Consider the following 26,948-nt stretch of genomic DNA (forward strand, 5'->3'; position numbering starts at 1 on the left):
GCCTCGTGTGCCCCTCTCCGATCTCGTCCGGCTGCGCCAGGCCCGTGACCGGATGGACCGTGACTACGCGCAGCCCCTGGACGTGCCGGCGCTGGCGCGGGTCGCCCTGATGTCTTCGGGCCACTTCTCGCGCAGCTTCCGCGCCGCCTTCGGCGAGACCCCGTACAGCTATCTCATGACCCGCCGGATCGAGCGGGCCAAGGCGCTGCTGCGGCGGGGCGACCTGACGGTGACGGAGGTCTGTATGGCGGTCGGCTGTACCTCACTGGGCTCCTTCAGCTCGCGGTTCACCGAGCTGGTCGGCGAGAGCCCGAGCGCGTACCGCGCACGCGACCACGATCACAGCGCCGCCATCCCGGCCTGTGTCGCCAAGATTCACACCCGACCGGTCAGGAACGGAGAAGCGGGCACGGCCGCCGGTCCGTAGCGTGATGGGCATGGACATCAAGCTTTCACAGTGCTTCATCGCCGTTGACGACCATGACAAGGCCCTCGCCTTCTACCGCGATGTGCTCGGTCTCGAAGTGCGCAACGACGTCGGTTTCGAGGGAATGCGCTGGGTGACGGTCGGCTCGCCGGCCCAGCCGGACGTGGAGATCGTCCTCGAGCCGCCGCTCGCCGACCCGAACGCCACGGAGGCCGACCGGCAGGCGGTGGCCGAACTCATGGCCAAGGGCCTGCTGCGCGGCGTCATCTTCCGGACCGGCGACTGCGACGCCACGTTCGAGCGGATCCGCGCCGCGGGCGGGGACGTGCTGCAGGAACCGATGGACCAGCCGTACGGCGTACGGGACTGTGCGTTCCGCGACCCGGCGGGGAACCTGCTGCGCTTCACCCAGCCGCGCGGCAAGTAGCCCGCAAGGGGCGGGTCACCACGGGCATCGGCACACCGCTCTCCGGTGAGGGCGCCCTACGGCACCCTCACCGGCCGGGTGGTCGTCGCACCGTCTGCCGCTGACCGGGGAACGCCCGCGGGTAGAGGCGTACATAGGCGTCCTCCCTGGCTTCGTCGGGCAGGGTGAGCGCCCGCCGGATGTCGGGGCTGGACATGCCGACCGCGGTCGCGGCCAGGACGAGCGCGCCCAGCAGCACCAGGGTCGTGCCCTCGCCGAGTGCCGCGGCGAGGGCACCTCCCGTCACACTGCCCAGCGGGATGGCCAGGCCGGACATGAAGGTGACCGCGGAGTTCATCCTGTTGCGGACGGTCGCCGGGGTCGCCAGTGCACGCAGCGTGGACGTGTTGACGGTGATCATGATGAGTCCGACGCCCCCCGCGAAGTAGCAGGGGACGACCGCGACGGCCACCGCGAGCGCATCGGGCACGAGGACGTGTACGGCGATGCCGCTGGCCAGAATCGATGTGCCGGTGACACAGAAGCCGACGACCACAGCCGTGAACCGCCCGGGGATCCGGGTGACGCGGGCGAGGGGGCCGGTGCTGCCTGCCAGCAGACCGACGGCGAACGCGCCTTCGAGCACGCTGATGAGCCAGGTGTCATGCGGGAAGGAGCGGCCGACCAGGGACGGGACGAGGACGGCGAACACCGGGTACAGGGCGAGGTTGACGACGAGGCCGAGAACGGCGAGGTGGAATTCCGACGTGATGCGGTGAAGAGTCAGAAAGCCTTCGCGGGTGCTGTGGTACCAGGTCCGCAGATAGGAGCCGCTGCCCGGGCTCCGGCCGACGGCGGGTTCCGGACCGGTGGGGATCAGGCGCATCAGGGCGTAACCGAGTGCGACGGCGAGGGCGTTGACGAGCAGGGTGTTCCCTGTGCCGGCGGATCCCAGGAGCACACCGGCGGCCACCGGGCCGAGGATGGCGGTGAGGGCCGTGACGCTCGAGCGCCCCCGCATCGCCCGTTCGACCAGATGGGCCGGAACCAGGCTCCTGACCGTGGTCATCTGCAGCGGCTCGCGGACCCCGTTGCTCACTCCGAGGAGCGCCAGAGAGACCAGCAGCGCCCAGAAGAGATAGTGCCCGCTGAGGTGAAGGACCGTCAGCGCGGTGACGAGCAGCGAACTCACCAGGTAGCACAGGGCGATGAGCCTGTGCGGACGGTAGTGGTCGCCGAGCCAGCCGAGCAGTCCGCGCGCCGCGACTTCGCCGGCGGTGCCCGCGGCGACGAACACGGCGAACGTGGACGGACTCCCGGTCTCTTCGAGGGACCACCACGCCACGGCGAGCTGTCCGCACCGTGTGCCGACCCCGTTGAGCAGGGCTGCCGCCTGCACGGTGGAGAAAGCGCGGCCCAGCGTGGTCTGCTCACCACCGGATCGCGGCGCGCTCTCGGCCGCGTCGGGGGATAGGTCCTCCCGCTGCTCGGTCACCGGCCCGCACCCCCTGCCCACACGGGTGCTGAGTCCACGACAGCACCGACCGGCCCAACACCCGACCTATGGACCCGTACGGCATGGGGCAGCATGATCCCCCACGGCATCATCGGCGGCAACCGGCGGGGGTGTTCAGGAGCTTCGCAGCGGCTGCCCGGGACGGCCGGTGACGGAACCGCCCGGCACAGCGCCGCGTCTCTCCCGGCGTACTTCCGGACGATCATGAACGGGGAGACCGAGAGATGACCGGCACCGCGGACCGCTATCTGTATCTGGCCCGGCACGGCGAGGCGTCGCCGGACGAGAGCGAGCTGACGGAGAACGGCCGGCGCCAGGCCGCGCTCCTCGGTGAGCGGCTGCGGAACAGTCCTCTCGCGGCGATCCACCACGGCCCGCTCCCACGGGCCGAGCAGACCGCCCGGCTCATTCACGACCGGCTCGGCGGCGTGCCCCTGCAGGCGTCCGAACCGGCCGGGGACTACATCCCGTACGTCGCCCGGCGCGAAGAGCTTCCGGCGGAGTTCGCCGACGGCATGCTCGACCGCGTCGCCCGGTTCCCCGCCCGGGAACGGGAGGAGGGCCCGGCGCTGGCACAGGCCGCTCTCGCCCGGTTCACCGGTCCCGTCGAAGGTGACGAGCCGCTGCACGAGCTGGTCGTCACCCACAACTTCCTGATCGGCTGGCTCGTCAGGGCCGCCGTCGACGCCCCCGAGTGGCGCTGGCAGGGTCTGCACTTCGGCAACGCCTCGTTGACGGTGATCCGGTACGCGCCCGACCGGCCCGCCTCGGTGCTCTTCTCCAACGACATGGGGCACCTCCCCGCAGAGCTGCGCTGGACCGGCTCCCCGCCGGAACTCCGCCTGTAGGGGCGGGGGTTCACATCGCGGGCAGTCCGCCGCGCAGCTGCCGAGGAGAGCGTACGCACAGCCCGCAGGCTCCCGGTCCGGGCCGCGGGTCAGAACCCGTCCGGGCACCAGGCCCTGCGCCGGGCCCGGAACACCGCGTCGGCCCTGTCCGCCGCACCCGGTCGGTGCTCGTCGACGCGGCCCAGCTCCACCAGCCGGAGCACCGACTCGTCACCGAGGTAGAGAGACCCCAACTCCCCGGCCCCCAGCGACAGATCGGCCGACTCCGTCGTCGGCACACACCACGCGCCCTCCGGAGTGGCGTCCAGCCGGAAGCGGCCGCCCGCCGGCCCCGCCGCGTCGTGCACGTCGAGGACCAGGGAGCCCGAAGCGGCGTACCCGCGCGTCTGCAGGGCCCGTACGACGTCCAGCAGCCGCACCCACAGGAAGTCGGCCTGGGTGACGATCCGGGCGGCGCGGGGGTCGGGAAGGTAGTGCGGGAGGAGATCGTCCGGCGCGCGCCCGCCGGACCGCACCTTGGTGATCCAGTCGATCGAGCAGAGGTACCGCCACAGGGCACGCTCGGCGGCCGTCGTCACCGCGATCAGACTGTCGGTCTTCACGGTGTCGTCGGGCTGGGCCGCATCGGTCCAGTGACTGTCCACCCGGTACACGGCCAGACCCTCGACCTCCCCCGCGGGCGAGCGGTAGACCGCGTAGTACGGCTCGGTCCAGGGCTGCGCCGCCATGCGCACGGCTCCCGTGTGGATGGCCCACCAGCGCTCGTCACGGTCGACGGCGCCGTGGCGGCGGGGCCGGAAGCGTGCGTGCAGTTCGGGTCCCAGCTTGCGGACGTCCTGGGCATCGACCATATCCACCCGGCCGCCGTCCGCCGGTCCGGACCAGCGTGGATCGAGTCCGCTGCGCGGGACGTCGATCTCCCATTCGGTCAGTGAGGCGGCCGGGCCGAAGCCGTACCGCCCGTAGATCCCGTACTCGGCCGCGATGAGCGTGGCGACCATGTCGCCGCGCTCATCGGCCTCCGCCAGGTCATCGGTGATCATCCGGCTGAGGATGCCGCGACGGCGGTGCGAGGGGGCGACCGTCACCTGCGTCACGGCGTTCGCGGTGACGCAGGCGCCCCCGACCGCGGTGAGCTGCTGCGGGAAGGAGTAGTACGTGCCCACGCAGCGCCCCCGGTCGAAAGCGCCGCGCATGCGCGAGCGCCGCATATGGGCGAGCCGCTCGGCGGCCTCGGACTCCTCGATGACCGGGGACATCAGAAAGCCGGTGGCCATCGCCCTCAGCCAGTCACGGCCCTCGGCCTCGGAGACGATCCGTACCTCGACGTCGTCATGGCTCATACCGTCAACGCTAGTGCTGTGACCGGATAGGTTCACCGGCTCGCGGTGTCCTGCACGGCGTCTCGCTGCGTTGTCGAATCACCCGAGTACAGGCCAGTACAAGGCCGATTCTCCGCCTTGCGATACACCGCACCGGACGCCGCGAGCTTCCCGGCAAACCTATCCGGCCACAGCACTAGGTCCTGTCCGGGCTGGACCCACTTCGCGGATACGGGCCCTGGCCGCATTCCGCCCGTCTTCCGCCCGTCTTCCGCCCGCCCCGGGCGGCTGCGGCGGACCTCAGAACGCCGCGCGGATCTCGCCGACCCGCCGTCCGCCGCCCAGCAGCGGTGCGTCGGCGATCCTGGCCAGTACCGGATCGTCCACCCCGAGCCTTTCCAGGCAGCGCGCCAGTACCGGGCCCAGCGCCCGGGCCGACCCGTCGTCGATCTTGAACGCCAGCGCGCGGCCGTCCGGCAGGGCCACCGCCTGGACCGCCTCAGCGCCCATCTTCGACAGCGCGCCGGGGAGGGCCTGCATCAGCCAGGTGTCACGGCGCCGGGTACCGGCGACGTACTCGGGGTGGGCGGTCATCGCGTCCGCGACCCGTCGCGCCGCCGAGCCCTCGGGCGCACGGACGAAGAATCGATACGCCCGGGCGAGACCCGTCAGGCTGATCGCCATCAGGGGCGCCCCGCAGCCGTCCGTGCCGACCGCGGCCACCTCCTCGCCTGCCGCTTCCTCGACCACCTCGCGCACCAGCTGCTGCAGCGGATGTGCCGGGTCGAGGTAGGACTCCAGCGGCCAGCCGTTCAGCGCGCAGGCGGCCAGCATCGCCGCGTGCTTGCCGGAACAGTTCATGGCGACCTTGTCCCGTGTGCGCCCCGCCGCGAGATACGCCTCGGCCTCGGCCGGATCCAGCGGCAGATCGGGCGGGGTCTGCAGATCGCCGGGCGTCAGCCCGTGCTCGGCGAGCATGGTGTGGGCCAGCTCCAGATGGAAGGGCTCGCCCGCATGGCTCGCGGTGGCCAGCGCCAGTCGCTCCCCCGCGAGGTCGAGACCGGCCCGCAGCACGGCCGCGGCCTGCATCGGCTTGTTCGACGACCGCGGGAAGAGCGGCGCCGCCGGATCCCCCAGCGCCAGCTCCACAGTGCCGTCCGCGGCCAGCACGACCAGCGATCCCCGGTGATGGCCCTCGACGAAGCCGGAGCGCACGACTTCGGCGAGGACCGGGCGTATCGCGGACGCTGACGCCAAGGCGGGGGCGGGGGCGGGGGCGGACGCGGGGGTGCTGGAGCTCATCGGCTGGTCTGCCTTCCTTCCGGACAGGGGACCCGCCCGGAAGGGTGCCTCAGATGAGCAGGTCGTCTACTTGCGCTTCCCCTTCACGGTACCTGCGGGTGATCTCCGCGCTGCAGTCGTCCACGGTCCGCTGCAGTACCACGCGGCTGCGCGACACCTGCTGCTCGTAGCGCGCCAGGCGTCCCATGGCGGAGTGGAGCTCCTCGTCCGTACGCGCGTCGAGGTCGGACAGCTCGACCTCGGCCAGCATGGCCGCCGCCAGCTGCCCGTACTCCTCGCCCCGCGGGGTGGACAGGGTCACATGGCGGGCAGAGCTGCCCCGCCGCGACGGCGGGTCCGCGAGGATCGCCGAGAGCCGGTCGACGACGGCCGCGTCCGTGGCCGCGCCCGAACCCTGCGATCTGCTCTGCCGTCCCGGCCCGGCCGGGACGCCTGGGCTCCCTCCCTGCCCCGCCGGACCGCCGGCCCCGGCGCTCCCGTCGGCCTGACGGACCTGACCGGCCTGACAGGCCTGAGCTTCGGCCCCGGCCGCCTCGTCGTCGGTCCGCCGGGACAGTTCGGCTCGCAGGATGTCGATACGCCCGTGCAGCAGACGCCGTACGTAACTCAGGTCCGCCTCGTCGCGCTGCGAATCCCGGCGCAGCGCCCGGAGTTCCGGCAGCCCCAGCGCGCCGAGGTCGTGGCCCGTCGGCTCGGGGAGCGTGTCGGCGGTGCGCTGCACCGGCGGACGCACGGCGCCCGTACCGCTACGGATGGTCATCGGAACGGGACCGGACGACTGCCCGGTGCCTGAAGTGCTCATTGCGTGATCCCCTCGACCGGTGCCTGAGGTATCCCCCGGCCCGGAGGGCGGAAGGGAAGCACCGACTCCGTGCATCGTGCCATTCCGGGTGGTTCGTACGCAGGTGCTCTGCACCCGTTCAGCCCCGGATACGCACGGATACGCCCGGACAGGGCCCCCGATACGCCCGGACAGCGGCGAAGGGCGGCTCGCCGACCCCTTAGGTTGGGGCGTATGCGAGCAGTGGTGCAGCGGGTCGACGGCGCGAACGTCGTGGTGGCAGGCGAGACGGTGGGCGAGATCGTCGGCGAGGGACTGTGTGTGCTCGTCGGAGTCACCCACGAGGACACACCGGAGAAGGCGGCGCAGCTGGCCCGCAAGCTCTGGTCGCTGCGGATCCTGGACGGCGAGAAGTCCTGCTCGGACGTGAACGCGCCGCTGCTGGTGATCTCGCAGTTCACGCTGTACGGCGACGCCCGCAAGGGGCGCCGCCCGACCTGGAACGCAGCGGCGCCCGGCGAGGTCGCCGAACCGCTCGTCGACGAGGTGGTGACCCGTCTGCGGGCGCTCGGGGCGCATGTGGAGACGGGACGGTTCGGAGCGAGCATGCGGGTGTCGCTCACGAACCAGGGCCCGTTCACCGTCCTCGTCGAGGTCTGACACCGCGCGGCGGGCGGTGGGGAACGACGGGGTCGGGGCGACGCGCCTTACGGCTCGACGACCGTCTCCTGCGCCGCCGCCGTGTTCCCCGCGAGCAGTTCCGCGTCCACCGGTACGTTCCGCTTCACCAGGGCCAGCGCGATCGGGCCCAACTCGTGGTGGCGAGCCGACGTCGTGACGAAGCCCAGCTGCCGGCCGTCCTCTCCGTCCGCGGCCAGCCGGACCGGAGTGCCGTGTCCCGGCAGATGGACCTCGCTGCCGTCCAGGTGCAGGAACACCAGCCGCCGCGGCGGCTTCCCCAGGTTGTGGACACGCGCCACGGTCTCCTGGCCTCGGTAGCAGCCCTTCTGCAGATGCACGGCGCTGCCGATCAGCCCGATCTCGTGCGGGATGGTCCTGTGGTCCGTCTCGAAGCCGAGCCGCGGCCTGTGCGCCTCGACCCGCAGCGCCTCGTGGGCCAGCACCCCGATCGCCGGGCCGTTGGCCGCCGCATACGCCTCGAGGCCACCGCGCGGCAGGAACAGTTCGCGGCCCTGCGGGGTCTCGCGTACGACGACTCCGTCCGGTACCTCGGCGATCGAACCGGCCGGCAGATGCACCACCGCGAAGTCGTCCGTACGGTCGGCGACCTCGACCCGGTAGAAGAACTTCATCGACTCCAGGTAGGCGATGAGCGCGTCCTGAGTTCCGGGCTCGACATGCGCCCACACCGTCTCGCCGTCGTCCACGAGCGAGAGCGCGTGCTCGATGTGACCGTGCGCGGAAAGGATCAGTGCCTCGGTCGCCTGCCCCGCCGGGAGCTCGCTCACATGCTGGGTGAGCAGGAGATGCAGCCAGCTGAGCCGGTCGCTGCCGGACACGGTGACGACACCGCGGTGCGAGAGGTCGACCAGACCCCTGCCGTCCGCGAGCGCACGCTGCTCGCGGAACAGATCGCCGTAGTGCGCGGCGACACCTTCGTCGCGTCCCTCGGCGGGAACCGCGCCGGGCAGGGACAGCAAAGGGCTCTTCGTTGAATGTCGCTGCATGGGCACAAGCCTACGACTGGTCAGCGGCCGCCTTCACTGCGCAGTCGCGGCACCGCCCGAAGATCGCGAAGTGCTTCATGTCCGTATCGAAGCCGAAGGTCTCACGGAGCTTCGCGGTGAAGTCCGCTGCGATGTCGACGTCCGCCTCGATGACGTTCGTACAGTCCCGGCAGACCAGATGGAGATGGTGATGGCGGTCGGCCAGATGGTACGTCGGCGCGCCGTGGCCCAGATGGGCGTGCGAGACCAGCCCCAGCTCCTCGAGGAGCTCGAGCGTGCGGTAGACGGTGGAGATGTTGATCCCGGACGCCGTCTTGCGCACCTCGACGAGAATGTCGTCGGGCGTCGCGTGCTCCAGCGTGTCGACGGCTTCGAGGACGAGCTGGCGCTGTGGGGTCAGCCGGTAGCCGCGCTGCCGCAGATCGCTCTTCCAGTCGGTGCTCACCACGCGACCAGTGTAGGCGCGCCGGCCGGTGACGCCCCGGCCCGGCCGGTTCCCGGCCAGGAACCGGCCGCCCCGCGTCCTCCTTGAAGAACACGACCTACTTGAAGAACGCGTCCTACTTGAAGAAGGCGATGCCGTCGTCGGGGAGGTCGCCCAGGTCCTTCGCCCACTGCTCGACCTGCTCGGGCGTGACGGCCTTCTTGAGGTGCGCCGACATGTACGGCCGCAGCGGCACCTCCGGGGTGGCCTTCTCGCCGACCCACATCAGGTCGCCCTTGACGTACCCGTACAGGCGCTTGCCGCCGCTGTACGGGCCGGAAGCCGCGGTGCGCGCCACGGCGTCCGTGGCCAGGTCGATCTGCGGCTTCTGGTTGGCGAGCTCGCCGTACCAGATCTCCGCGATGCCCTGGTCGCGGACCATGACGACCTCGACCTTGCGGTCCTTGTCGATCCGCCAGTAGCCCGACTCGGACTCCAGCGGCTTGACCTTCTTGCCCTCGGAGTCGAGCACCCAGGTGTGCGAGACGTACTCGATGAAGTCCCGGCCGTCATGGCGGAAGGTCACCGACTGTCCGAAGTTGCACTTCTCGGCGCCGGGGAAGTCGGAGACGCCTGCGCCCTCCCACGTACCGAGAAGGAACGCGAGGGGAACGAGGTCGGGGTTCAGGTCGGACGGGATCTCGATCATGAGTGTCTCTGGCGATCTCTGCGATGCGGGTGATTCAGCGCTGGCCCTGGTACAGCTTCTTCACGGTCAGGCCGGCGAAGGCGAGCACGCCGACACAGACCAGGACCAGCAGGATCTCGAAGAAAAGAATCACGGGTGCTCCTCGAATGAGCGGGGCGAGCAGTTCGGGCCGGCTCCAGCTTAGTGGTCGGGTGTCCGGCCCTCACCGCGAGGTGGTGCGTGGGTCAGCCCAGAAGCTGGCTCTGCAGGACAACGGTCGCCTGCCGCTTGCGCAGCACGGTGTCGTTCCCGAGACCGTCGATGTCCGGCCCCAGCTCGAAGAGGGGGACGTCAGCGGCGGCAGCTTCGCGGGGAGCCCGCTCCGCGCGGGTGTTTCCGCGGCGGTCGGCCAACGGTTGTCGCGCCCTTTCAAGCGACCCGCGCCCCCCGATCCGGGTGGTATCCCGGCGCATTACAGTTCGGCATATGGCGAAGAAGCTCGTGATCAAGGTGACCGCCGGGGCCGACGCACCCGAACGCTGCTCACAGGCCTTCACGGTGGCGGCCGTCGCCGTGGCCAGCGGGGTGGAGGTCTCGCTGTGGCTGACCGGTGAGTCCTCCTGGTTCGCGCTGCCGGGCCGTGCCGCCGAGTTCGAGCTGCCGCACGCCGCTCCTCTGCCGGATCTGATCGAGTCGGTCCTGGCGGCGGGCCGGGTCACGCTGTGCACCCAGTGCGCGGCACGTCGCGAGATCACGGAGAAGGACGTGATCGAGGGCGTACGGATCGCGGGGGCCCAGGTCTTCGTCAGCGAGGCGATGGCAGACGGCGTCCAGGCTCTCGTCTACTAGGTCTTACGAGGTACCAGGTCTTACGAGGCCGCACCAGGCTCTGTCCGGGCTCTCCGCTCATGCGACCCGCCGGCGCTCCACCGCAGGTCGAGCCCTACTGACGCGGGCCCGAGCCGGGCTTCCGCTTTCCGTCGAGCTCGTCCCACCACTCGTCGGACTTCGGGTCACCTGACGGGTCGTCCCACCAACGGTCCTCGGGTCCGCGCCGGTTGGCCACCACCGCCGCGAGCGGCGGGATCACCATGGCGACGACGCACATGCCGACGGCGGCAGGCACCGACCAGAGCCGCACGAAGGCCCAGGCGGACACGAAGAGGACGAGGCATCCGCCCATCATCAGGAAGTAGGCGTGACGGCGCCGCGCGTACATGCCTCCAGCGTACGTCCGCGCCCGTGAGCCCACCCGCCACGGCATCCGGGCGCCTCACGCGTGCCACGATGACCGAAGGGCCGCACCCCGTTCCAGTGGCGTCCAACCCCCTGGGGTGCGGCCCTTCGGCCGGTATGCGGTGGCGTGATGTACCGCGGCTGCCGTCAGACGGCGATGGCCACCTCGGAGAGGCCACCGGTCTGGGCGACGACCGTACGGTCCGCCGTGGCTCCCGGCACGAGGGCCCGGACGGTCCAGGTGCCCTCGGCCGCGTAGAAGCGGAACTGTCCGGTCGCCGAGGTCGGGACCTCGGCGGTGAACTCGCCGGTCGAGTCCAGCAGCCGCACGTAACCGGTGACGGGCTCGCCGTCGCGGGTCACCTGGCCCTGGATGGTGGTCTCACCGGGCTTGATCGTCGAGGCGTCGGGGCCGCCGGCCTGCGCTCCACACATGCTGTTCTGTCCTTACGTCGGGGGAGATCTGGGTGCCTGGGCTTACTTGTTCGCGCCGAGCTCGATCGGCACGCCGACGAGGGAGCCGTACTCGGTCCACGAACCGTCGTAGTTCTTGACGTTCTCGACGCCGAGCAGCTCGTGCAGGACGAACCAGGTCAGCGCGGAGCGCTCGCCGATGCGGCAGTAGGCGATGGTGTCGGTGGCCAGGTCGACCTGCTCGTCGGCGTAGAGCGCCTTGAGCTCGTCGTCCGACTTGAACGTGCCGTCGTCGTTGGCGTTCTTGGACCACGGGATGTTGCGGGCGCTCGGCACATGGCCGGGGCGCTGCGACTGCTCCTGCGGCAGGTGCGCCGGGGCGAGCAGCTTGCCGCTGAACTCGTCGGGCGAACGGACGTCGACCAGGTTCTGGCTGCCGATCGCGGCGACGACGTCGTCACGGAAGGCACGGATGGACGTGTCCTGGGCCTGGGCCTTGTACGCGGTGGCGGGGCGCTGCGGGACGTCGGCGCCGTCGACCAGGTCGCGGGAGTCGAGCTCCCACTTCTTGCGGCCGCCGTCGAGGAGCTTCACGTCCTGGTGACCGTAGAGCTTGAAGTACCAGTAGGCGTAGGAGGCGAACCAGTTGTTGTTGCCTCCGTAGAGAACGACCGTGTCGTCGTTCGCGATGCCCTTCTTCGACAGCAGCTCCTCGAAGCCGGCCTGGTCGACGAAGTCACGGCGGACCGGGTCCTGGAGGTCCTTCTTCCAGTCGATCCGGACGGCGTTCCTGATGTGGTTCTTGTCGTACGCCGAGGTGTCTTCGTCGACCTCGACGACCACGACGTTCGGGTCGTCCAGGTGTGCCTCGACCCAATCGGCGTCTACCAGGACGTCGCTGCGGCTCATGCTGTTCTCCTCCGGGGCAGTGTGCGGCGGGTGGTGCGGGGGCGGTGCGGGGGGATGACTTCATCATCGGTGCAGGTACGCCGAAGAGGCGTGTGGCACACGGGTGGCCCTGGCAGGAATGGGCGCGCAGGGCCCGGAATGCGGAAGGGGATCTTTCCGCTCAGAAGGAGCGACAGAGCATGGCGGCGACGCGGCACAGGTCTACTGCCCGCCGCTTCGTGAGGTCCGCCTGTCTCCGGGGCCGGAGACCGCTCGAAATTCGCTGCATGGGGTCGATCGTAGGGACGACGGGGCGGCCATGTCACCGGTGTGTCGTATAGTGAGACGCGATCGTCCGCATTTCGGAACGCGAGGGCTTCGGACCCCACCCCGCGGGCATCCGGACCGGGGCACCCCGGACAGCGTTGCCCGTGAAGCATCTACGGACCGGACACCTCCGTCTCACCATCCGATCACCGGGGCGACGATCACCCCGTGCCGCCCCGGAAGTCCGGAAGAGCGGCGCCGTGGAGGTCGCCGCAGGAGAACGGGCCGGGGGCTCACTCAGCCCACCAGCCTCACATCCGTGCCCACGCCCGAGAAGCTCAGTCCGCCCTCGTCGGCCACGACCTTGTCGAGCCTGATCGTCTTCGGCAGACCGTCGATCTTCAGGTCGTAGTCGACGGCCTCACGCAGCTTCCGGTCCATTCCCGGCACCGGCAACCGCGGAATCTCGGAGGCACGCAGCCGGACCGTGTCGCCGCCTGCTGCCGAGACCGCGCTGTACGTCGTGAGCGTACGGCCCTTCAGCATCCCCTTGGCGAAGCCGGGAACGTCGAAGCCCGCGCCCTCCAGCAGCCCGACGGCCGGACCGGTCACCTTGACCTGGCCCTTGGCCGCCCGCTCGGCGCCCGCGTAGGAGACGACGGCACCCTCGGGGGCAGACTTGCCCAGGTCGGCGTAGGAGATACGGGCCGACCCGGTGGCACGGTCCGCGACGGCGGAGGAGAAGCCGTTGAGACGGACGCCGCTCAGCTCGGCCGCGACTTCGGTGACCTGCACCGAGTGACCGCCGGCGCTGGCCTTCACCCCGCCCATGCGCACCTCGACGTCATCCAGCTCGGAGCTCACGACCTGCGTCAGGAAGGGGAAGCCGTTGATGGACACCTCGGGCTCCTGGCTCAGCCCCTGGCTGCTTCTGACCTTCGCCGCGACCTCGCTCTCCGCATAGCCGACGGCGAGCCGGTCGGCTATCGCGAAGAGCCCGCCCAGGATCACCGCGGTGATCAGCAGTATTCGCAGTGCGCGCATAACGTGACGTTTCCCCCACCCCTGTCGTGGCCGCCCGGGGTCGGAACGGCCTTAAGGATCGACGTCCGGGCCCCTCGGAATGGTTCCCCGCCCAGGTCCTGCCCAGGTGCTGTCCGGGTCCTGTCCGGGCGCGGCCCAGGTCCTGCCCAGGTCCTGTCCGGGCGCGGGACCCCGTGGCGTACCGCCGAACACCCGGCCGTCTCCACGGCATCGGGGGCACGACGTGCCTTCACGGCAACTCAGACCAGAGCCCGGCCCAGGAGGTACACGAGGGGCGCCGCGGCCGTGAGCGGCAGCGCGACCCCGGCGGTCATGTGGACGAAGCGGGAGGGGTAGTCGTAGCTCGCCACCCGCAGGCCCACGAGGGCACACAGACCCGCACCGGCACCGAGCAGCGCCCCGGACCCGGCGCCCGGTCCTGCTGCCGCGCCGCCCAGCGCACCGGCGCCCGCGGCGGCGAGCAGCGCCGCGAGGGACACCCCGGCCTCCGGCAGGGGAATCGGCAGGGCGCGTACGACGGTCGCGGCGGCGACCGCGAGACCTCCGATGATCACGGCGTCGGACTCGGCGGCGAGGAATCCGGCCGCGAGGATCGTCAGCGCCGCCGAGGCGGCGGATGCCATCAGCCCGTAGTTGCGTTCATCGGCGGCGGCATGGCTGCGCAGCTGCAGTATCAGCGTGAGCAGCACCCAGATGCCGAGCGTGCCGACGATCGCGGCGGGGGCGTACTCGCGGCCCGCGGCGAGCAGGGCCACGTCCGCGACGACGCCGCCCGCGAAGGCCAGCGCGATGCCCTGGCGGGCGGGCCACATGCCGTTCAGCCGGAACCAGCCGGCGGCCGTCACCGCCTGCAGCAGGATCAGCGGGACGAGCAGGACGTACGAGGAGCCGGTGGCCCCGGCCGCCGCCAAAAGCAGACCGGCGGCAGCGGTCAGACCGGCCGGCTGGATGCCGGGCGGGATGATCGGGGAGCGCCCCTCGGCCCGGGCGCGCTGGGCATCGGTGGCCCTGGTGGTGCCGAGAGTGGTGGGGGTGCCGTAGGCCGGCTCACCGTCGGTGCCGGGCAGCTGCTCCCCGGAAGCGCCGGACGGGGCCGCCGGGCGGGGTGAGCTTCCGGACGCTCCGGGGACGGCGCCGGCAGTCGCGACCGGACCCTCGGCCGGGACCTCCGGAGGCAGCGGGTATACGCCGCCGGGCTGCACGGAGCTCTGCGGGGCGGGGTGCTGCGGGGCGGGGAACCCGGGGTCCCCGGCCGTCTGGGGGTACGCAACCTGCGGATGCTGCGTCTGCGCCTGGGGGTGCCCGGCCTGCATCTGCGGGTGCTGCGCCTGCGGGTACCCGGCATCGGCCTGTGTCTGGTCCGTGTACGGCTGCTGCGGGTACGGCTGCTGTGCGTAGGGCTGCTGCGGCAGCGGCGCGGACGGCTCCAGCGTCGGCTGGTACTGGGTGTCCCAGGTCTGGCCCTCCCACGTCTGGGTCGCGTAGGGGTCCTGCTGCTGGTCGCCCCGTCCGTACGGATCCTGGGGATCGTACGGATCGTAGGGGTGCTGCTGATCGCTGCTCATGCTGTGCGGTTCACCCTCCTGCGAACGGCGGGAGCACCTCGACCGTGCCGCCCTCGGCAAGCCGTACCGTCTCATGCCCGCGTGTCCCGACGGGATCGCCGTCGACGAGGAAGGAGCAGCGCCGCAGCACGCGGACGAGTTCGCCCGGGTGCCGCTCGCGCGCGGCGTCCAGCGCCTCGGCCAGGTTCTCCGCGGCGTAGGGCTCCTCGGCCACGCCCGCGGCGGCCTTGGCCGCGGCCCAGTAGCGGATGGTCCCCGCTGGCATGGGGCACTCCTCTCTTCGGCCCGTCGTCTCTCCGGCCCGTCGTCCGGTCCCGTGGTCCGGTCCCGTCGCTCTCGCGGCCGTCGACGCCGTCGCTGCTCCCGACGCAGTCGACGGCTATCCATCATGGGCTATGCGCGGACGAGCCAGTTCGCGAGGCGGCCCAGCAGCTCGTCACCGGCGGCGTTCTCGGCGTGCCCCATGCCGGGCTCCAGCCAGACCTCGCAGGGGCCTGCCGCCGCGAGCATGCGCGGATGGTCCAGCGGGAAGTACGGATCGCGGTCACCGTGCACCACCAGCAGCGGGGTCGGCGCGATCAGCGGGACGGCCTCGACCGGGGACAGCGGTACCGGGTCCCAGTCCTCGTGGTGGATACGGGTACCCAAGCCGTACCGCCCGACCAGCCGTCCGAGCGGCCGGGAGATCACCCAGTGGACCCTGCGCATCGGCGCCGTACCCCGGTAGTACCAGCGGGCGGGGGCGCTGACGGCGGCGACCGCGTCCGTGTGCGCCTCCCCGTGCACGCCTTCCCGCGCCTCCACACGCCCCTCGTGACGCGGCGTCTTCTCCGTCCGCGCCGTGCGCTCCCCCGGGCCCCCTCCGTACAGCGCCGCATGCCGCAGCACCACGGATCCGCCCATCGAGAAGCCGACCGTCACCACCTTGCGGTAGCCCAGCGACCGCGCCCAGGCCACCGCCGCCGCAAGATCCAGCACCTCGCGGTCGCCGACCGTGGACCGCCCGCCGGAGCGCCCGTGACCACGGAAGGAGAAGGTGACGACCCCCGCGTGACGGGCGAAGACACCGGCGGCCCGGCGCACCGCGGGCCGGTCCACCGAGCCGGTGAAACCATGGGCGAGGACAATCGCGGTATCGGCGGCCCCGGCCGTGCACGGCTCGTGGAGCGCCTCGATGGGCACGCGGTCCGACGTCGGCAAAGTCGTGCGCAAAGTTGTCGTCAAGGTTGTCCCTGAGGTTGCGCGCCGGGGGCCGTGCGTGATCGAGGAAACATCCACATTGTGAAATCGACCCTCTGCCTCAGAACTCATGTGGGCTATTCTGCTGGGCAGAGGATCCGGGCGACGAAGCCCCCGGGTCCTTTTGTGTTTGCAGTCCGTTGTTACAGACAGGTGAACGAAAAGATCGCGGAACCCAGGGCGTGGGAGCCGCGACCCAGGCAAGAAGCAGTGCCGCAATCTCCCCACTGCCTTCCTGGCGTGGGAGGTCCCCCCCTCTCGCAGGGACGAGGAGGAACCGACGTGATGGGCGAGCCAACCGTGCACGACCGAAGGACGACGAACCAGCCGGGGACCACCGACGGGGCAGGGAGGGCGCGATGAGCTCACTGCTGCTCCTCACGAACGCGCTCCAGCCGTCGACGGAGGTGCTTCCCGCCCTCGGTCTGCTGCTGCACAACGTGCGGGTCGCCCCCGCCGAGGGCCCCGCCCTCGTCGACACACCCGGCGCCGACGTGATCCTCGTCGACGGCCGGCGCGACCTTCCGCAGGTGCGCAGCCTCTGTCAGCTGCTCCGCTCCACCGGTCCCGGCTGCCCCCTGCTCCTGGTCGTCACCGAGGGCGGCCTCGCGGCCGTCACGGCGGACTGGGGCGTCGACGACGTGCTGCTGGACACCGCGGGCCCCGCTGAGGTGGAGGCCCGTCTCCGGCTGGCGATGGGCCGCCAGCAGCTCACCTCGGACGACTCGCCGATGGAGATCCGCAACGGTGATCTGTCCGTGGACGAGGCGACGTACAGCGCGAGGCTCAAGGGCCGGGTCCTGGACCTGACCTTCAAGGAGTTCGAGCTGCTCAAGTATCTGGCCCAGCATCCCGGCCGGGTCTTCACCCGGGCACAGCTCCTGCAGGAGGTCTGGGGCTACGACTACTTCGGCGGCACGCGCACGGTCGACGTCCATGTGCGACGACTGCGCGCGAAGCTCGGCCCCGAGCACGAGTCGCTGATCGGGACCGTACGGAACGTGGGCTACCGCTTCGTCACGCCCGAGAAGGTCGAACGCGCGGCCGAGGAAGCCAAGGCGAAGGCGGCTGCTTCGGCCACGCGTACGGAGGACTCCTCCGAAGAGCACGAAGCAGCCGTAAGCCCTGCCCAGAGGTGAGTCACCACGCGTAGACTTCGCGCGTGGCCAAGGTGACGCGGGATGACGTAGCACGACTGGCGGGTACGTCCACCGCCGTTGTCAGTTATGTCATCAACAACGGACCCCGGCCGGTCGCCCCGGCCACGCGCGAGCGGGTGCTCGCCGCGATCAAGGAGCTGGGCTACCGGCCCGACCGGGTCGCCCAGGCGATGGCCTCGCGGCGCACGGACCTCATAGGCATGATCGTCCCCGATGCGCGCCAGCCGTTCTTCGCGGAAATGGCGCATGCGGTGGAGCGAGCCGCGGCCGACCGCGGAAAGATGGTCCTCGTCGGCAACTCGGATTACCGCGACGAGCGCGAGGTCCACTATCTGCGGGCCTTCCTCGGTATGCGGGTGGCCGGGCTGATCCTGGTCAGCCAGGGTCCGAGCGAGCGGGCCGCTGCGGAGATCGAGGCGTGGGACGCCCGCGTCGTGCTGCTGCACGAGCGGCCCGAGGCGATCGACGACGTCGCGGTGGTCACGGACGACATCGGCGGTGCCCAGCTCGCCACGCGCCATCTGCTGGAGCACGGCCACGAGTACGTCGCCTGTCTCGGCGGCGTCGAGAACACCCCGGCGGTGGGCGACCCGGTGGCCGACCACGTCGAGGGCTGGCGACGGGCGATGCTGGAGTCCGGGCGGCCGACGGAAGGCCGGCTGTTCGAGGCCCCGTACAACCGCTATGACGCCTACCTCGTGGCCCTGAAGCTGCTGTCCGGACCCGAGCGGCCGCCGGCGATCTTCTGCGCCACGGACGACCAGGCGATCGGTGTGCTGCGGGCGGCGCGCGAGCTGCGGATCGACGTTCCGGGCGAGCTGGCGGTCGCGGGCTTCGACGACGTCAAGGAAGCGGCGCTGACCGATCCTCCTCTGACAACGATCGCATCCGACCGTCCGGCGATGGCGCGGGCGGCGGTGGACCTCGTCCTGGACGACGGGCTGCGTGTCATGGGGTCGCGACGGGAGCGGGTGAAGCAGTTCCCTTCGGCTCTGATCGTCCGCCGCTCGTGCGGGTGCGGTTAGGGGGCTTCTGACGGATCTCCGCGGCGTCGCGACGCCCGGCAGATCCATCAACAACCCCCTTAGCCGCGATACGGCAGTCACAGCGACCGTCGCCCGGCGCACCTTATTTCGGGCATACATGGTTCTGTCGGGCTTCTCAGGCCGTCCTCAGGAGGCTCTCATCTACGGGCCCGAGAGTCTGCACCATGACGGACGACTACCGCAGCAGCAGCGAGAGCAGCACGCACACGCAGCACCCGCACCCGTACCCGTACGCGGGCTTCGGGGACTCGGGCGCGGGGGACGGCGGTGCCACGGGTTACCCGCCGCCGCCCCCGTACGCCCCCACCGCACGGACCGACCGCCGTCGGGCCAAGCGGCCCGTCGCCCTGATCACCGCCGTCGCGATCGCCGCCGCGGCCGTCGGCGGCGGGGCCGCCACACTCGTCGACCGGTTCGCCGGGAACGGCCGCGGCACCACCGCGACCGCCGCCACGGTCAACGGGACCCCCGTCTCCAGCAACAACAAGGGCACCGTCGCCGGAGTCGCCGAGGCCGTCTCGCCCAGCATCGTCGAGATCAGCGCCTCCACGTCCGCGGGGCAGTCCACCGGCTCCGGCGTGATCGTCACCAAGGACGGCGAGATCGTCACCAACAACCACGTCGTCGCCGGCGCCGACACCGTCAAGGTCACGCTCAGCAACGGCAAGTCCGGCACCGCGGACGTCATCGGCACCGACCCGGACAAGGACCTGGCCCTGATCAAGCTCCGGGACGCCGGGGGAGAGCTCAAGGCGGCGAAGCTCGGCGACTCCGGCAGTCTCAAGGTCGGGGACCAGGTCGTCGCGATCGGCTCACCCGAAGGCCTCACCGGCACGGTGACCAGCGGAATCGTCTCCGCGCTCAACCGCGATGTCACGGTCGCCAAGGACGGGGGCCGCGGGTCCCAGCAGGATCCCCGCCAGGGCTGGCCCTTCGAGTTCGGCGGCCGGCAGTTCAACGGGGACACCGGCGCGTCCAAGACCACGTACAAGGCGATCCAGACCGACGCCTCCCTCAACCCCGGGAACTCCGGCGGTGCCCTGATCAATATGAACGGGGAGATCGTCGGCATCAACTCGGCCATGTACTCGCCCGCTTCGTCGAGCGGCGCCGGCGCCGGCAGTGTGGGCCTCGGCTTCGCCATCCCCGTCAACACGGTCAAGGCGGACCTCGACAGCCTGCGCTCCGGATCCTCCGACTGACGTCGTGCGAGGCTGACAGCATGACGACAGCACCCGGCGCAGGCGACCGCATCCTCATCGTCGACGACGAGCCCGCCGTACGCGAGGCGCTCCAGCGCAGCCTCGCGTTCGAGGGGTACGCCACCGAGGTCGCCGTCGACGGTGCGGACGCGCTCGCCAAGCTGGAGTCGTACGCTCCCGACCTCGTCGTCCTCGACATCCAGATGCCGCGCATGGACGGGCTGACGGCGGCCCGCCGCATCCGTTCGTCCGGCTCCACCCTGCCGATCCTGATGCTCACGGCCCGGGACACCGTCGGCGACCGGGTCTCCGGACTCGACGCCGGGGCGGACGACTACCTGGTGAAGCCGTTCGAGCTGGACGAGCTGTTCGCCCGGATCAGGGCCCTGCTGCGGCGCAGCGCGTACGCCGTGGCGGACACCGGCCCGGACGGGGCCGGCGATGTGCTGGCCTTCGCCGATCTGCGGATGGACCCGGCGACCCGCGAGGTCACCCGGGCCGGGCGCCGGGTCGAGCTGACCCGTACCGAGTTCACCCTGCTGGAGCTGTTCCTCACACACCCGAGGCAGGTGCTCACCCGGGAGCAGATCCTCAAGTCCGTCTGGGGCTTCGACTTCGAGCCGAGCTCCAACTCACTGGATGTGTATGTGATGTATCTGCGCCGCAAGACCGAGGCAGTCGGTGAACCGCGGCTGGTCCAGACGGTGCGCGGAGTCGGCTACGCGCTGCGGGAGGGGTCACCGGAGTGATCCGCAGATTCCGGGCGCTGCCTCTGCGGTCGCGGCTGGCGCTGCTGACGGCGAGCGCGGTCGCGATGGCGGTCGCCGCGGTCGCCGTGACCTGCTGGCTGCTCACCCGGGCGCAGTTGCGCCAGGAGCTCGACACCTCGCTGGAGAACACCGGAGCGCCGCCCGACTCGATCGCCACGGCGCTGGACGCGTGCCGGGCGCCCGGGAGAACCCCCACCGACACCTCCCAGAAGGTCTTCGCGTACATCCAGGTGCTTCTCCCCGACGGCACCCGGTGCGTCACGCCCTACTCGGAACCGGTGAAGGTCCGGCAGGAGGACATCGCCGTCGCACAGGGCCTGCGGGCGAGCGCCCTGCACAGCAGCTCGACCGCCGACGGCGACGAGGTGCGTGTCCACACGATGCGGCCCAGAGAGGGCCAGATCACCGTGATGGTCTCCCGGCCCCTCGGCGAGATCAACGCCTCCCTCGACCGTCTCGCCTTCCTGCTCACCGCGCTCGCGGGCGTGGGCGTCGTCGCGTCCGGTGCCGCGGGCCTGTGGGTCGCGCGCACGGGGCTCAAGCCCGTTGACCGGCTGGCCGACGCCGTGGAGCACGTGGCCCGTACCGAGGATCTGACCGTGCGGATCCCCGTCGAGGGCGAGGACGAGATCGCGCGGCTGTCGCGGTCCTTCAACCAGATGACCGCCGCGCTGGCGTCTTCCCGGGACCGCCAGGCGCAGCTCATCGCCGACGCAGGGCACGAGCTGCGGACCCCGCTGACCTCGCTGCGGACGAACATCGAGCTGCTGGCCCGCAGTGAGCAGACCGGCCGTGAGCTTCCGCCCGGGGACCGGGCGGCGCTGCTGGCCTCGGTGAAGGCGCAGATGACCGAGCTGGCGGCGCTGATCGGCGATCTGCAAGAGCTGTCCCGGCCGGACAGCGCGGCCCCCGGCGCGGTGCGGGTGGTCGGCCTGCACAAGATCGCGCGCACGGCCCTGGAGCGGGCCCGGCTGCGCGGCCCGGAGCTGACGATCACCGCCGAGCTGCGGCCCTGGTACGTACGGGCGGAGCCGGCCGCGCTGGAGCGCGCACTGGTCAATGTGCTGGACAACGCGGTGAAGTTCTCCCCGCCGCGCGGACGGATCGAGGTGCTGCTCGACCGGGGTGTGCTGAGCGTGCGCGATCACGGTCCCGGCGTCCCGCCCGACGAACTGCCCCATGTCTTCGAGCGGTTCTGGCGCTCGCCTTCCGCCCGCGCCTTGCCCGGCTCGGGCCTCGGTCTGTCGATCGTGGCCCGTACGGTCCGGCAGGCGGGTGGCGAGGTGGCGCTGCGCCCGGCGGAGGGCGGCGGGACGGTGGCCGAGATCCGGTTGCCCGGAGCCCCGACCCCGCCGCCCTCCGCGCCGGAGGCTCCCGGGTCAGTTGTGGCGGATGAGCGAGTCGACGAGTCCTGAGCGGGTGGCCGGGAAGTCCATCGGCACGATGCCGAGGCCCTTCCAGCCGCTCGCGGTGCCGTCGAGGTAGCGGTGGACGCGGGGGTTGAGGTCGTCGGAGTTCCAGCGCGGCGGGAGATAGGCCGAGGTGCTGACGAAGTTGATGTAGAGCTTGCCCGGTTGCTGGACGGCCTTGCGCAGATGGGCCTCGATCTTGGGGTACTTGTCCCAGGGGAGGTCGTTCCAGGCGTCCTGGATGTCGAAGGCGTTGCCGTCCCACCACTTCAGACCGGGCAGTCCGCCGTTGTCGGCGATGAGGACGACCTTGCCGCGTGCCTCGCCGAGGGCGGGGAGGGTGTCGCCGATGCGGAACAGCGGACGCCAGCCCCGTACGTCGAGGTAGTTGTCGAAGATGGCGCGGAACGTGGCGTTGCTCTCGCCGGAGTACTCCTGCTTGACCCGCATGAGCACGGTTTCGCCGGGGTGGGCGCGCAGGAAGTCGCGGCAGGCGATGAGGACGTCGCCGAACATCATGTTCTGGAACGAGGGGCCGTGGTGGATGGCGAACGAGCCGTCGACGGCCCGGCACCGCACGTCGAGGAAGCGGATACCCGAGTCGAGCTGCTGGGCGATGGTGGTGTTCTGGCACTCGGACCACGGCCCGCCGAAGCGGGCGCCCGAGTCATGGGTCCCGGGAATGGTGAGGGAGGACAGCGACCGGCCGCCGTCGATACCGCTCATCCAGTCCTGGGTGCCGAGGACCCGCTGCCCGGAACGCCCGGCTGCGGCTGCCGGTGACGCCCCGACGAGGGCGGCGGTGGACGCGACCGCCGCGCCCGCGAGGAAACCACGTCTGCTCAGGGACATGTGCCGTCTCCTTTGGTCGGCCTCCGCGACGTGGGGGGTCGCGGCAGGCTCCCGGGATGATGGCAGACATGCCCATGACACGAAATGATGTGGACGGAAACTCACGAGGGCGGCAGACCAACGGTCTGCCGCCCCCTGAGGACGTGGTGCGCGGCGGCCTGTCCGGCGCCGTGCGGTGTTACTTGACGATCGTGATCCGGTCGGTGGCCGGCGCCGCGATCGGTCCGCTCGCGCTGGAGTGCGCGGCGAAGTAGGCGATGAGGGCGTCCAGGTCGGACCCGCCCACCAGCTTGTTCTTGTGCTCCTTCAGGACCGCGAAGCCGTCGCCGCCGCCCGCCAGGAACTCGTTCATCGCGACCCGGTAGGTCTTCGCCGGGTCGATCGCCTGGTCGTTCAGCTTCACCGAGCCGACGACGATCCGGTCGGCACCGGTCTTCGTCATGTCCAGGGTGTAGGTGAGGCCCTTGGAGATCTGGAGGATCTTCGGGGCGGCCTGGTTGGCACCGCTGACCTGCTGCTGGAGCGTGGTGATCAGCTGGGCGCCGGTCAGATCGACGGCCGTCATCATGTTGGTGAACGGCTGCACGGTGAACGCCTCGCCGTACGTCACGACGCCGTCGCCCTCACTGCCGGACGCCTTGTGCACCAGACCCGCGCGGATACCGCCCGGGTTCATCAGCGCCAGCTGCGCACCGCCCTTGTCGGCCGGAGACATGGCCTCCAGCTGGGCGTCGGCGATCAGGTTGCCGAGCGGCTTCTCGACACCGTCGAGGGGGTTCTCGATGTCGCCGGAGATGTGGCCGACGGGCCGGTTCGCGATCGGCGCGGCGAGCGTGTTCCAGCGGTCGATGAGCTGCGTCATGTCCTCGGCCTTCGCCACGTCACGGGTGACGACGTGGTTGGCCGAGGCGACGGACGTACGGGCTATGTCGCGGGTGCGGCGGTCGTACGTGAGCGTGGTGTCCGTGTACAGCTTGCCGAAGGACGCCGCCGAGGTGACCGTGCGCGGCTTGCCGGACGGGTCCGGGATGGTGCACGCGTAGGCCTGGTGGGTGTGGCCCGTGATCAGGGCGTCGACCTGCGGGCTGACGTTCTTGGCGATGTCGGCGATCGGGCCGGAGATGCCGTCGCCCGGTCCCGGGCTGTCGCAGTTGTAGTTGTACGAGGTCGAGGCCGGCATCCCGCCCTCGTGCAGCAGCGCGACGATGGACTTGACGCCCTTGCGCTCCAGGATCCGGGTGTACCTGTTGATCGTCTCGACCTCGTCGCCGAACTTCAGGCCCTTGATGCCCTCGGCGGAGACGATGTTGGGAGTGCCCTCCAGGGTGACGCCGATGAAACCGATCTTCACCCCGTTCTTCTCCCAGATGAAGTACGGGTCGAGGATCGGCTTGCCCGACTTCTCCTTCGTCACGTTGGCCGCGAGATACGGGAAGTCGGCGCCCCGGAACTTCTTCGGCTTGCCCTTGGCGTTCTTCTCGTAGCAGCCGTCGGTGGCGTGGCAGCCGCCGTACTGGAGCCGCTTCAGCTCCTTGTAGCCCTCGTCGAACTCGTGGTTGCCCACCGAGGTGACATCGAGGTCGAGCTTGTTGAGCGCCTCGATGGTCGGCTCGTCGTGGAACAGCCCGGAGAGCAGCGGCGACGCGCCCACCATGTCACCGGCGGCCGCGGTGATCGAGTACCGGTGGCCCTTGCGGGCATCGCGCAGATGCGTGGCGAGGTACTCGGCGCCGCCCGCGTCGATGGTCTTGGTGGTGCCGTCCGGGTTGGTGTGCGTGACGCGCCCGGCGGAGCCGGCCGGCGGCTGCAGATTGCCGTGCAGGTCGTTGAAGGACAGCAGCTGGACGTCCACGGTGCGGCTGTGGTGGCCGTAACCGTGTCCGTTCTCCTGGCCGCTGTCTTCGGCGGCACCCGCGGGCATGGCGGCGGCCAGAGCGCCGACGGTGGTCAGTCCGGCGACGACGGCGATGACGCGGCCGCGCTTCCGGTTCGGTGTCGCTGACATCTGTCCCCTTGTCAGTTCAGCGTGGTTCGACGGGAGGACAGGCGTCCTCAGCCGGGCAGCCTATTGTCAACGCGCGTAGCGCGACAGAGGTAAAGGGTTACGACCTGGTTTCCGAACGGGTGCCGCCCGGCGCCGTACCCTCGACGTATGACAGACGCAGCCCCCGCCCTCGAGCCCGGCCGCCAGATCCAGTCACTCGACGAACTCACCACCGAGCAGGCCGATGACGTCCTCACCCTGCTCTCCGTCGCCGCCCGCGCCGACGGGATGCAGGCCGTCTCCGAGCAGGGGCGGCTCCAGCTGCGCCACGGGCAGCGCGCAGGCGTGCGGCACTTCCTGCTCACCGTCGCCGGCGATCTGCGCGGTTACGCCCAGCTCGAGGACACCGACCCGGTGGAGGCCCCGGCGGCCGAACTGGTCATCCACCCCAGTCACCGCGGCCGGGGTCACGGGCGCGCCCTCGGCAACGCACTGCTGGCGGCTTCGGGCAAGCGCCTTCGCGTCTGGGCCCACGGCGGCAAGTCCGCGGCCCGCCATCTCGCCCAGGTCCTCGGGCTCACGCTGTTCCGCGAACTGCGTCAGCTGCGCCGCCCGTTGAGCCTGCTGGACATCTCCGAGCCGGATCTGCCCGAGGGCGTCACGATTCGTTCGTTCGTCCCCGGCCAGGACGACGCGGCCTGGCTCGCGGTCAACGCGGCGGCCTTCGCCCACCACCCCGAGCAGGGCTCGCTGACCCAGCGGGACCTCGACGACCGCAGGGAAGAGACCTGGTTCGACCCCAAGGGCTTCTTCCTCGCCGAGCGCGGCGGCGAGATCGTCGGCTTCCACTGGACCAAGGTGCACGCCGAGGAGCAGCTCGGTGAGGTGTACGTGATCGGCATGCGCCCCGACGCCCAGGGCACCGGGCTCGGCAAGGCACTCACCGCGATCGGCCTGCGCCACCTCGCGGCCCAGGGCCTGCCGACGGCGATGCTCTACGTCGACGCGGACAACACGGCGGCGCTGCGGCTCTACGAGCGGCTCGGTTTCACCATCCACGAGGTGGACCTGATGTACCGCACGGAGACCTGAGCCCGGCGCACCGCGGCCGAACGGAAGGGGGCGGTTTGACATCGCCCCCTTTCTTGCACCACCCTTTCACTACTTGATTAGTGAAAGGGTGGTGTTGTGATCGAGTACCGGATCGACCGGCGCAGTGGCATCTCCACCTATCTGCAGATCGTCCAGCAGACGAAGCAGGCTCTGCGGCTCGGCCTGCTGGAGCCCGGCGACCGACTGCCGACCGCCCGTGAGGTCGTGGAGGCGACGGCGATCAACCCGAACACGGTGCTCAAGGCGTATCGCGAGCTGGAGCGCGAAGGGCTCGTCGAAGCACGACGAGGGCTCGGCACCTTCGTACGCAAGTCCCTGGGAACCGCCGGCGCCGAGTCCCCTCTGCGCGGCGAACTCGCCGACTGGGCACACCGCGCCCGCGCCACCGGGCTGGGCCGGGACGACGTGGCTGCGCTCTTCACCGCCGTACTCGACGAGTACTTCACCGACCACGAGCAGAGGGACGACACATGACCGACCAGGCCATCCAGGCGGCCGGACTGGGCAGGAGGTTCCGGCGCACCTGGGCCCTGCGGGACTGCTCCTTCCGCCTGCCCACCGGCCGCGTCTGCGCCCTCGTCGGCCCCAACGGCGCGGGCAAGTCCAGCCTGCTGGCGATCACCGCCGGCCTGCTGCGGCCGACCGAAGGCTCCATCCGCGTACTCGGCACCCACCCCGCCGAGGCCCGCGAGCGCCTCGCCTACGTCAGCCAGGACAAGCCCCTCTTCCCCCAGCTCACGGTCGCCGAGACGCTGCGCATGGGCCGCGAGCTCAACCCCGGCCGCTGGGACGACGAGACCGCCCGGCGGATCGTCGACAGCGGGGAACTCGACCCGGGCACCCGGGTGCGGAGCCTCTCCGGCGGACAGCGCACCCGGGTCGCTCTCGCCCTCGCCCTCGGCAAGCGGCCCGAACTGCTCCTGATGGACGAGCCGATGGCCGACCTCGACCCGCTCGCCCGCCACCAGCTGATGGGCATGCTGCTCGCCGGCGCCGCCGAGCACGGCACGACCGTGCTGATGTCCTCCCACATCGTCGGCGAACTGGAAGGCGCCTGCGACTACCTGCTGCTCCTCACCGGCGGCCGGATCCGGCTGGGCGGCGGCATCGACGACCTGATCACCGCGCACCGTCTGGTGACCGGCCCCGCCGACACCGCGCTCACCTCCCACACCGTCGTCGAATCCCGTACGACGGGACGTCAACTGACGGCGCTGATACGCCCCGAAGGGCCGGCCCTCCACGGCATGACGGCCGTGGAGCCCTCCCTCGAGGAGCTGGTGCTGGCCCATCTGCGCAGCTCCGACGCCCCCGCGCTGCTCACCCCGTCCGCCACGGGACCTGAGGCATGAGCGCG

Annotated in this window: 31 protein-coding genes; 13 read left to right on the forward strand and 18 right to left on the reverse strand. The window is 70.9% G+C overall.

Annotation, left to right across the window (positions count from 1 at the left end):
* The first annotated feature begins 52 nt into the window (after positions 1-52).
* The gene (locus tag ACTWOL_RS17380) at positions 53-427 is read left to right on the forward strand and encodes a helix-turn-helix transcriptional regulator (protein ID WP_474301183.1); all 375 of its coding nucleotides are present in this window, start codon (positions 53-55) and stop codon (positions 425-427) included.
* Between the two features lie 10 nt (positions 428-437).
* Positions 438-854 (forward strand): VOC family protein, encoded by a 417-nt coding sequence (locus tag ACTWOL_RS17385; protein WP_474297643.1) that lies wholly within the window; start codon positions 438-440, stop codon positions 852-854.
* 67 nt (positions 855-921) lie between these two features.
* Here ACTWOL_RS17385 and ACTWOL_RS17390 read toward each other — a convergent pair whose 3' ends face one another.
* On the reverse strand, positions 922-2,328 hold the full coding sequence (locus tag ACTWOL_RS17390; protein ID WP_474297644.1) for an MFS transporter: 1,407 nt from the start codon (positions 2,326-2,328) through the stop codon (positions 922-924).
* Between the two features lie 245 nt (positions 2,329-2,573).
* Between ACTWOL_RS17390 and ACTWOL_RS17395 the strand changes: the two genes are divergently transcribed.
* Positions 2,574-3,197, forward strand: coding sequence for a histidine phosphatase family protein (locus tag ACTWOL_RS17395; RefSeq protein WP_474297645.1), 624 nt, complete (start codon positions 2,574-2,576; stop codon positions 3,195-3,197).
* 89 nt (positions 3,198-3,286) lie between these two features.
* Here the strand turns inward: ACTWOL_RS17395 and ACTWOL_RS17400 are convergent, their stop codons facing one another.
* The 3 genes from ACTWOL_RS17400 to ACTWOL_RS17410 form a co-directional block, all read right to left on the reverse strand.
* A complete protein-coding gene (locus ACTWOL_RS17400) occupies positions 3,287-4,540 on the reverse strand; it encodes a GNAT family N-acetyltransferase (RefSeq protein ID WP_474297646.1) in 1,254 nt (417 codons plus the stop codon).
* 279 nt (positions 4,541-4,819) lie between these two features.
* Positions 4,820-5,821 carry an asparaginase gene (locus ACTWOL_RS17405; protein WP_474297647.1) on the reverse strand — a complete coding sequence of 334 codons (1,002 nt, stop codon included), beginning with the start codon at positions 5,819-5,821 and terminating at the stop codon, positions 4,820-4,822.
* A 49-nt stretch (positions 5,822-5,870) separates the two neighbouring features.
* Entirely contained in the window at positions 5,871-6,623 is a 753-nt protein-coding gene (locus ACTWOL_RS17410; protein ID WP_474297649.1) for an RsiG family protein, read from the reverse strand.
* 213 nt (positions 6,624-6,836) lie between these two features.
* On the opposite strand from ACTWOL_RS17410, the gene dtd reads away from it, so the two are divergent.
* Positions 6,837-7,262, forward strand: coding sequence for a D-aminoacyl-tRNA deacylase (dtd, locus tag ACTWOL_RS17415; RefSeq protein WP_474297650.1), 426 nt, complete (start codon positions 6,837-6,839; stop codon positions 7,260-7,262).
* Positions 7,263-7,309: 47 nt separating this feature from the next.
* On the opposite strand, the gene ygfZ is transcribed toward dtd, so the two are convergent.
* The 4 genes from ygfZ to ACTWOL_RS17435 all read right to left on the reverse strand — a co-directional run bounded on the left by ygfZ (position 7,310) and on the right by ACTWOL_RS17435 (position 9,815).
* Entirely contained in the window at positions 7,310-8,290 is a 981-nt protein-coding gene (ygfZ, locus tag ACTWOL_RS17420; RefSeq protein ID WP_474297651.1) for a CAF17-like 4Fe-4S cluster assembly/insertion protein YgfZ, read from the reverse strand.
* A gap of 10 nt (positions 8,291-8,300) precedes the next feature.
* On the reverse strand, positions 8,301-8,738 hold the full coding sequence (locus tag ACTWOL_RS17425; RefSeq protein ID WP_474297652.1) for a Fur family transcriptional regulator: 438 nt from the start codon (positions 8,736-8,738) through the stop codon (positions 8,301-8,303).
* Positions 8,739-8,850: 112 nt separating this feature from the next.
* Positions 8,851-9,423 (reverse strand): heme-binding beta-barrel domain-containing protein, encoded by a 573-nt coding sequence (locus ACTWOL_RS17430; protein WP_474297653.1) that lies wholly within the window; start codon positions 9,421-9,423, stop codon positions 8,851-8,853.
* A gap of 224 nt (positions 9,424-9,647) precedes the next feature.
* On the reverse strand, positions 9,648-9,815 hold the full coding sequence (locus ACTWOL_RS17435) for a hypothetical protein (protein WP_474297654.1): 168 nt from the start codon (positions 9,813-9,815) through the stop codon (positions 9,648-9,650).
* Positions 9,816-9,888: 73 nt separating this feature from the next.
* Here ACTWOL_RS17435 and ACTWOL_RS17440 point away from each other — a divergent pair, with 73 nt between their 5' ends.
* A complete protein-coding gene (locus ACTWOL_RS17440; protein WP_474297655.1) occupies positions 9,889-10,251 on the forward strand; it encodes a DsrE family protein in 363 nt (120 codons plus the stop codon).
* Positions 10,252-10,345: 94 nt separating this feature from the next.
* On the opposite strand, the gene ACTWOL_RS17445 is transcribed toward ACTWOL_RS17440, so the two are convergent.
* The 8 genes from ACTWOL_RS17445 to ACTWOL_RS17480 form a co-directional block, all read right to left on the reverse strand.
* Positions 10,346-10,621: a DUF3099 domain-containing protein gene (locus ACTWOL_RS17445; RefSeq protein ID WP_474297656.1), complete on the reverse strand. Its 276-nt coding sequence runs from the start codon at positions 10,619-10,621 to the stop codon at positions 10,346-10,348.
* 164 nt (positions 10,622-10,785) lie between these two features.
* On the reverse strand, positions 10,786-11,073 hold the full coding sequence (locus ACTWOL_RS17450) for a DUF1416 domain-containing protein (protein WP_385421446.1): 288 nt from the start codon (positions 11,071-11,073) through the stop codon (positions 10,786-10,788).
* Positions 11,074-11,115: 42 nt separating this feature from the next.
* Positions 11,116-11,961, reverse strand: a complete 846-nt coding sequence (locus tag ACTWOL_RS17455; protein WP_474297657.1) for a sulfurtransferase — start codon at positions 11,959-11,961, stop codon at positions 11,116-11,118.
* Positions 11,962-12,121: 160 nt separating this feature from the next.
* The gene (locus ACTWOL_RS17460) at positions 12,122-12,229 is read right to left on the reverse strand and encodes a putative leader peptide (protein WP_474297658.1); all 108 of its coding nucleotides are present in this window, start codon (positions 12,227-12,229) and stop codon (positions 12,122-12,124) included.
* Positions 12,230-12,504: 275 nt separating this feature from the next.
* Positions 12,505-13,251 (reverse strand): LmeA family phospholipid-binding protein, encoded by a 747-nt coding sequence (locus ACTWOL_RS17465; RefSeq protein ID WP_474297659.1) that lies wholly within the window; start codon positions 13,249-13,251, stop codon positions 12,505-12,507.
* 239 nt (positions 13,252-13,490) lie between these two features.
* A complete protein-coding gene (locus tag ACTWOL_RS17470) occupies positions 13,491-14,816 on the reverse strand; it encodes a hypothetical protein (protein ID WP_474297660.1) in 1,326 nt (441 codons plus the stop codon).
* A gap of 10 nt (positions 14,817-14,826) precedes the next feature.
* Entirely contained in the window at positions 14,827-15,081 is a 255-nt protein-coding gene (locus ACTWOL_RS17475) for a MoaD/ThiS family protein (protein ID WP_474297661.1), read from the reverse strand.
* A gap of 128 nt (positions 15,082-15,209) precedes the next feature.
* Positions 15,210-15,998, reverse strand: coding sequence for an alpha/beta hydrolase (locus ACTWOL_RS17480; protein WP_474297662.1), 789 nt, complete (start codon positions 15,996-15,998; stop codon positions 15,210-15,212).
* Between the two features lie 416 nt (positions 15,999-16,414).
* Here ACTWOL_RS17480 and ACTWOL_RS17485 point away from each other — a divergent pair, with 416 nt between their 5' ends.
* From ACTWOL_RS17485 to ACTWOL_RS17505, 5 genes are all read left to right on the forward strand, one after another.
* On the forward strand, positions 16,415-17,194 hold the full coding sequence (locus ACTWOL_RS17485; RefSeq protein ID WP_474297663.1) for a response regulator transcription factor: 780 nt from the start codon (positions 16,415-16,417) through the stop codon (positions 17,192-17,194).
* A gap of 23 nt (positions 17,195-17,217) precedes the next feature.
* On the forward strand, positions 17,218-18,240 hold the full coding sequence (locus ACTWOL_RS17490; RefSeq protein WP_474297664.1) for a LacI family DNA-binding transcriptional regulator: 1,023 nt from the start codon (positions 17,218-17,220) through the stop codon (positions 18,238-18,240).
* A 185-nt stretch (positions 18,241-18,425) separates the two neighbouring features.
* Positions 18,426-19,463, forward strand: coding sequence for a S1C family serine protease (locus ACTWOL_RS17495; protein ID WP_474297665.1), 1,038 nt, complete (start codon positions 18,426-18,428; stop codon positions 19,461-19,463).
* 20 nt (positions 19,464-19,483) lie between these two features.
* Positions 19,484-20,212: a response regulator transcription factor gene (locus ACTWOL_RS17500; RefSeq protein WP_474297666.1), complete on the forward strand. Its 729-nt coding sequence runs from the start codon at positions 19,484-19,486 to the stop codon at positions 20,210-20,212.
* Positions 20,209-21,648, forward strand: coding sequence for a sensor histidine kinase (locus tag ACTWOL_RS17505; RefSeq protein ID WP_474297667.1), 1,440 nt, complete (start codon positions 20,209-20,211; stop codon positions 21,646-21,648). The genes ACTWOL_RS17500 and ACTWOL_RS17505 overlap by 4 nt, the downstream gene beginning before the upstream one ends.
* Here ACTWOL_RS17505 and ACTWOL_RS17510 read toward each other — a convergent pair.
* Both ACTWOL_RS17510 and ACTWOL_RS17515 read right to left on the reverse strand, forming a co-directional pair.
* Entirely contained in the window at positions 21,613-22,494 is an 882-nt protein-coding gene (locus tag ACTWOL_RS17510; protein ID WP_474297668.1) for a phosphatidylinositol-specific phospholipase C, read from the reverse strand. The two genes, ACTWOL_RS17505 and ACTWOL_RS17510, sit on opposite strands and share 36 nt — an antisense overlap.
* A 178-nt stretch (positions 22,495-22,672) precedes the next feature.
* A complete protein-coding gene (locus ACTWOL_RS17515; protein ID WP_474297669.1) occupies positions 22,673-24,499 on the reverse strand; it encodes a bifunctional metallophosphatase/5'-nucleotidase in 1,827 nt (608 codons plus the stop codon).
* 147 nt (positions 24,500-24,646) lie between these two features.
* Between ACTWOL_RS17515 and mshD the strand changes: the two genes are divergently transcribed.
* The 3 genes from mshD to ACTWOL_RS17530 all read left to right on the forward strand — a co-directional run bounded on the left by mshD (position 24,647) and on the right by ACTWOL_RS17530 (position 26,943).
* Complete coding sequence (gene mshD / locus ACTWOL_RS17520) at positions 24,647-25,570, forward strand: mycothiol synthase (protein ID WP_474297670.1); 924 nt, start codon at positions 24,647-24,649, stop codon at positions 25,568-25,570.
* A 96-nt stretch (positions 25,571-25,666) separates the two neighbouring features.
* A complete protein-coding gene (locus tag ACTWOL_RS17525) occupies positions 25,667-26,065 on the forward strand; it encodes a GntR family transcriptional regulator (protein WP_474297671.1) in 399 nt (132 codons plus the stop codon).
* Positions 26,062-26,943, forward strand: a complete 882-nt coding sequence (locus ACTWOL_RS17530) for an ABC transporter ATP-binding protein (protein WP_474297672.1) — start codon at positions 26,062-26,064, stop codon at positions 26,941-26,943. Before ACTWOL_RS17525 ends, ACTWOL_RS17530 begins: the two co-directional genes overlap by 4 nt.
* The last annotated feature ends 5 nt before the right edge of the window (positions 26,944-26,948 follow it).

Source organism: Micromonospora sp. IBHARD003 (genome assembly GCF_056106285.1).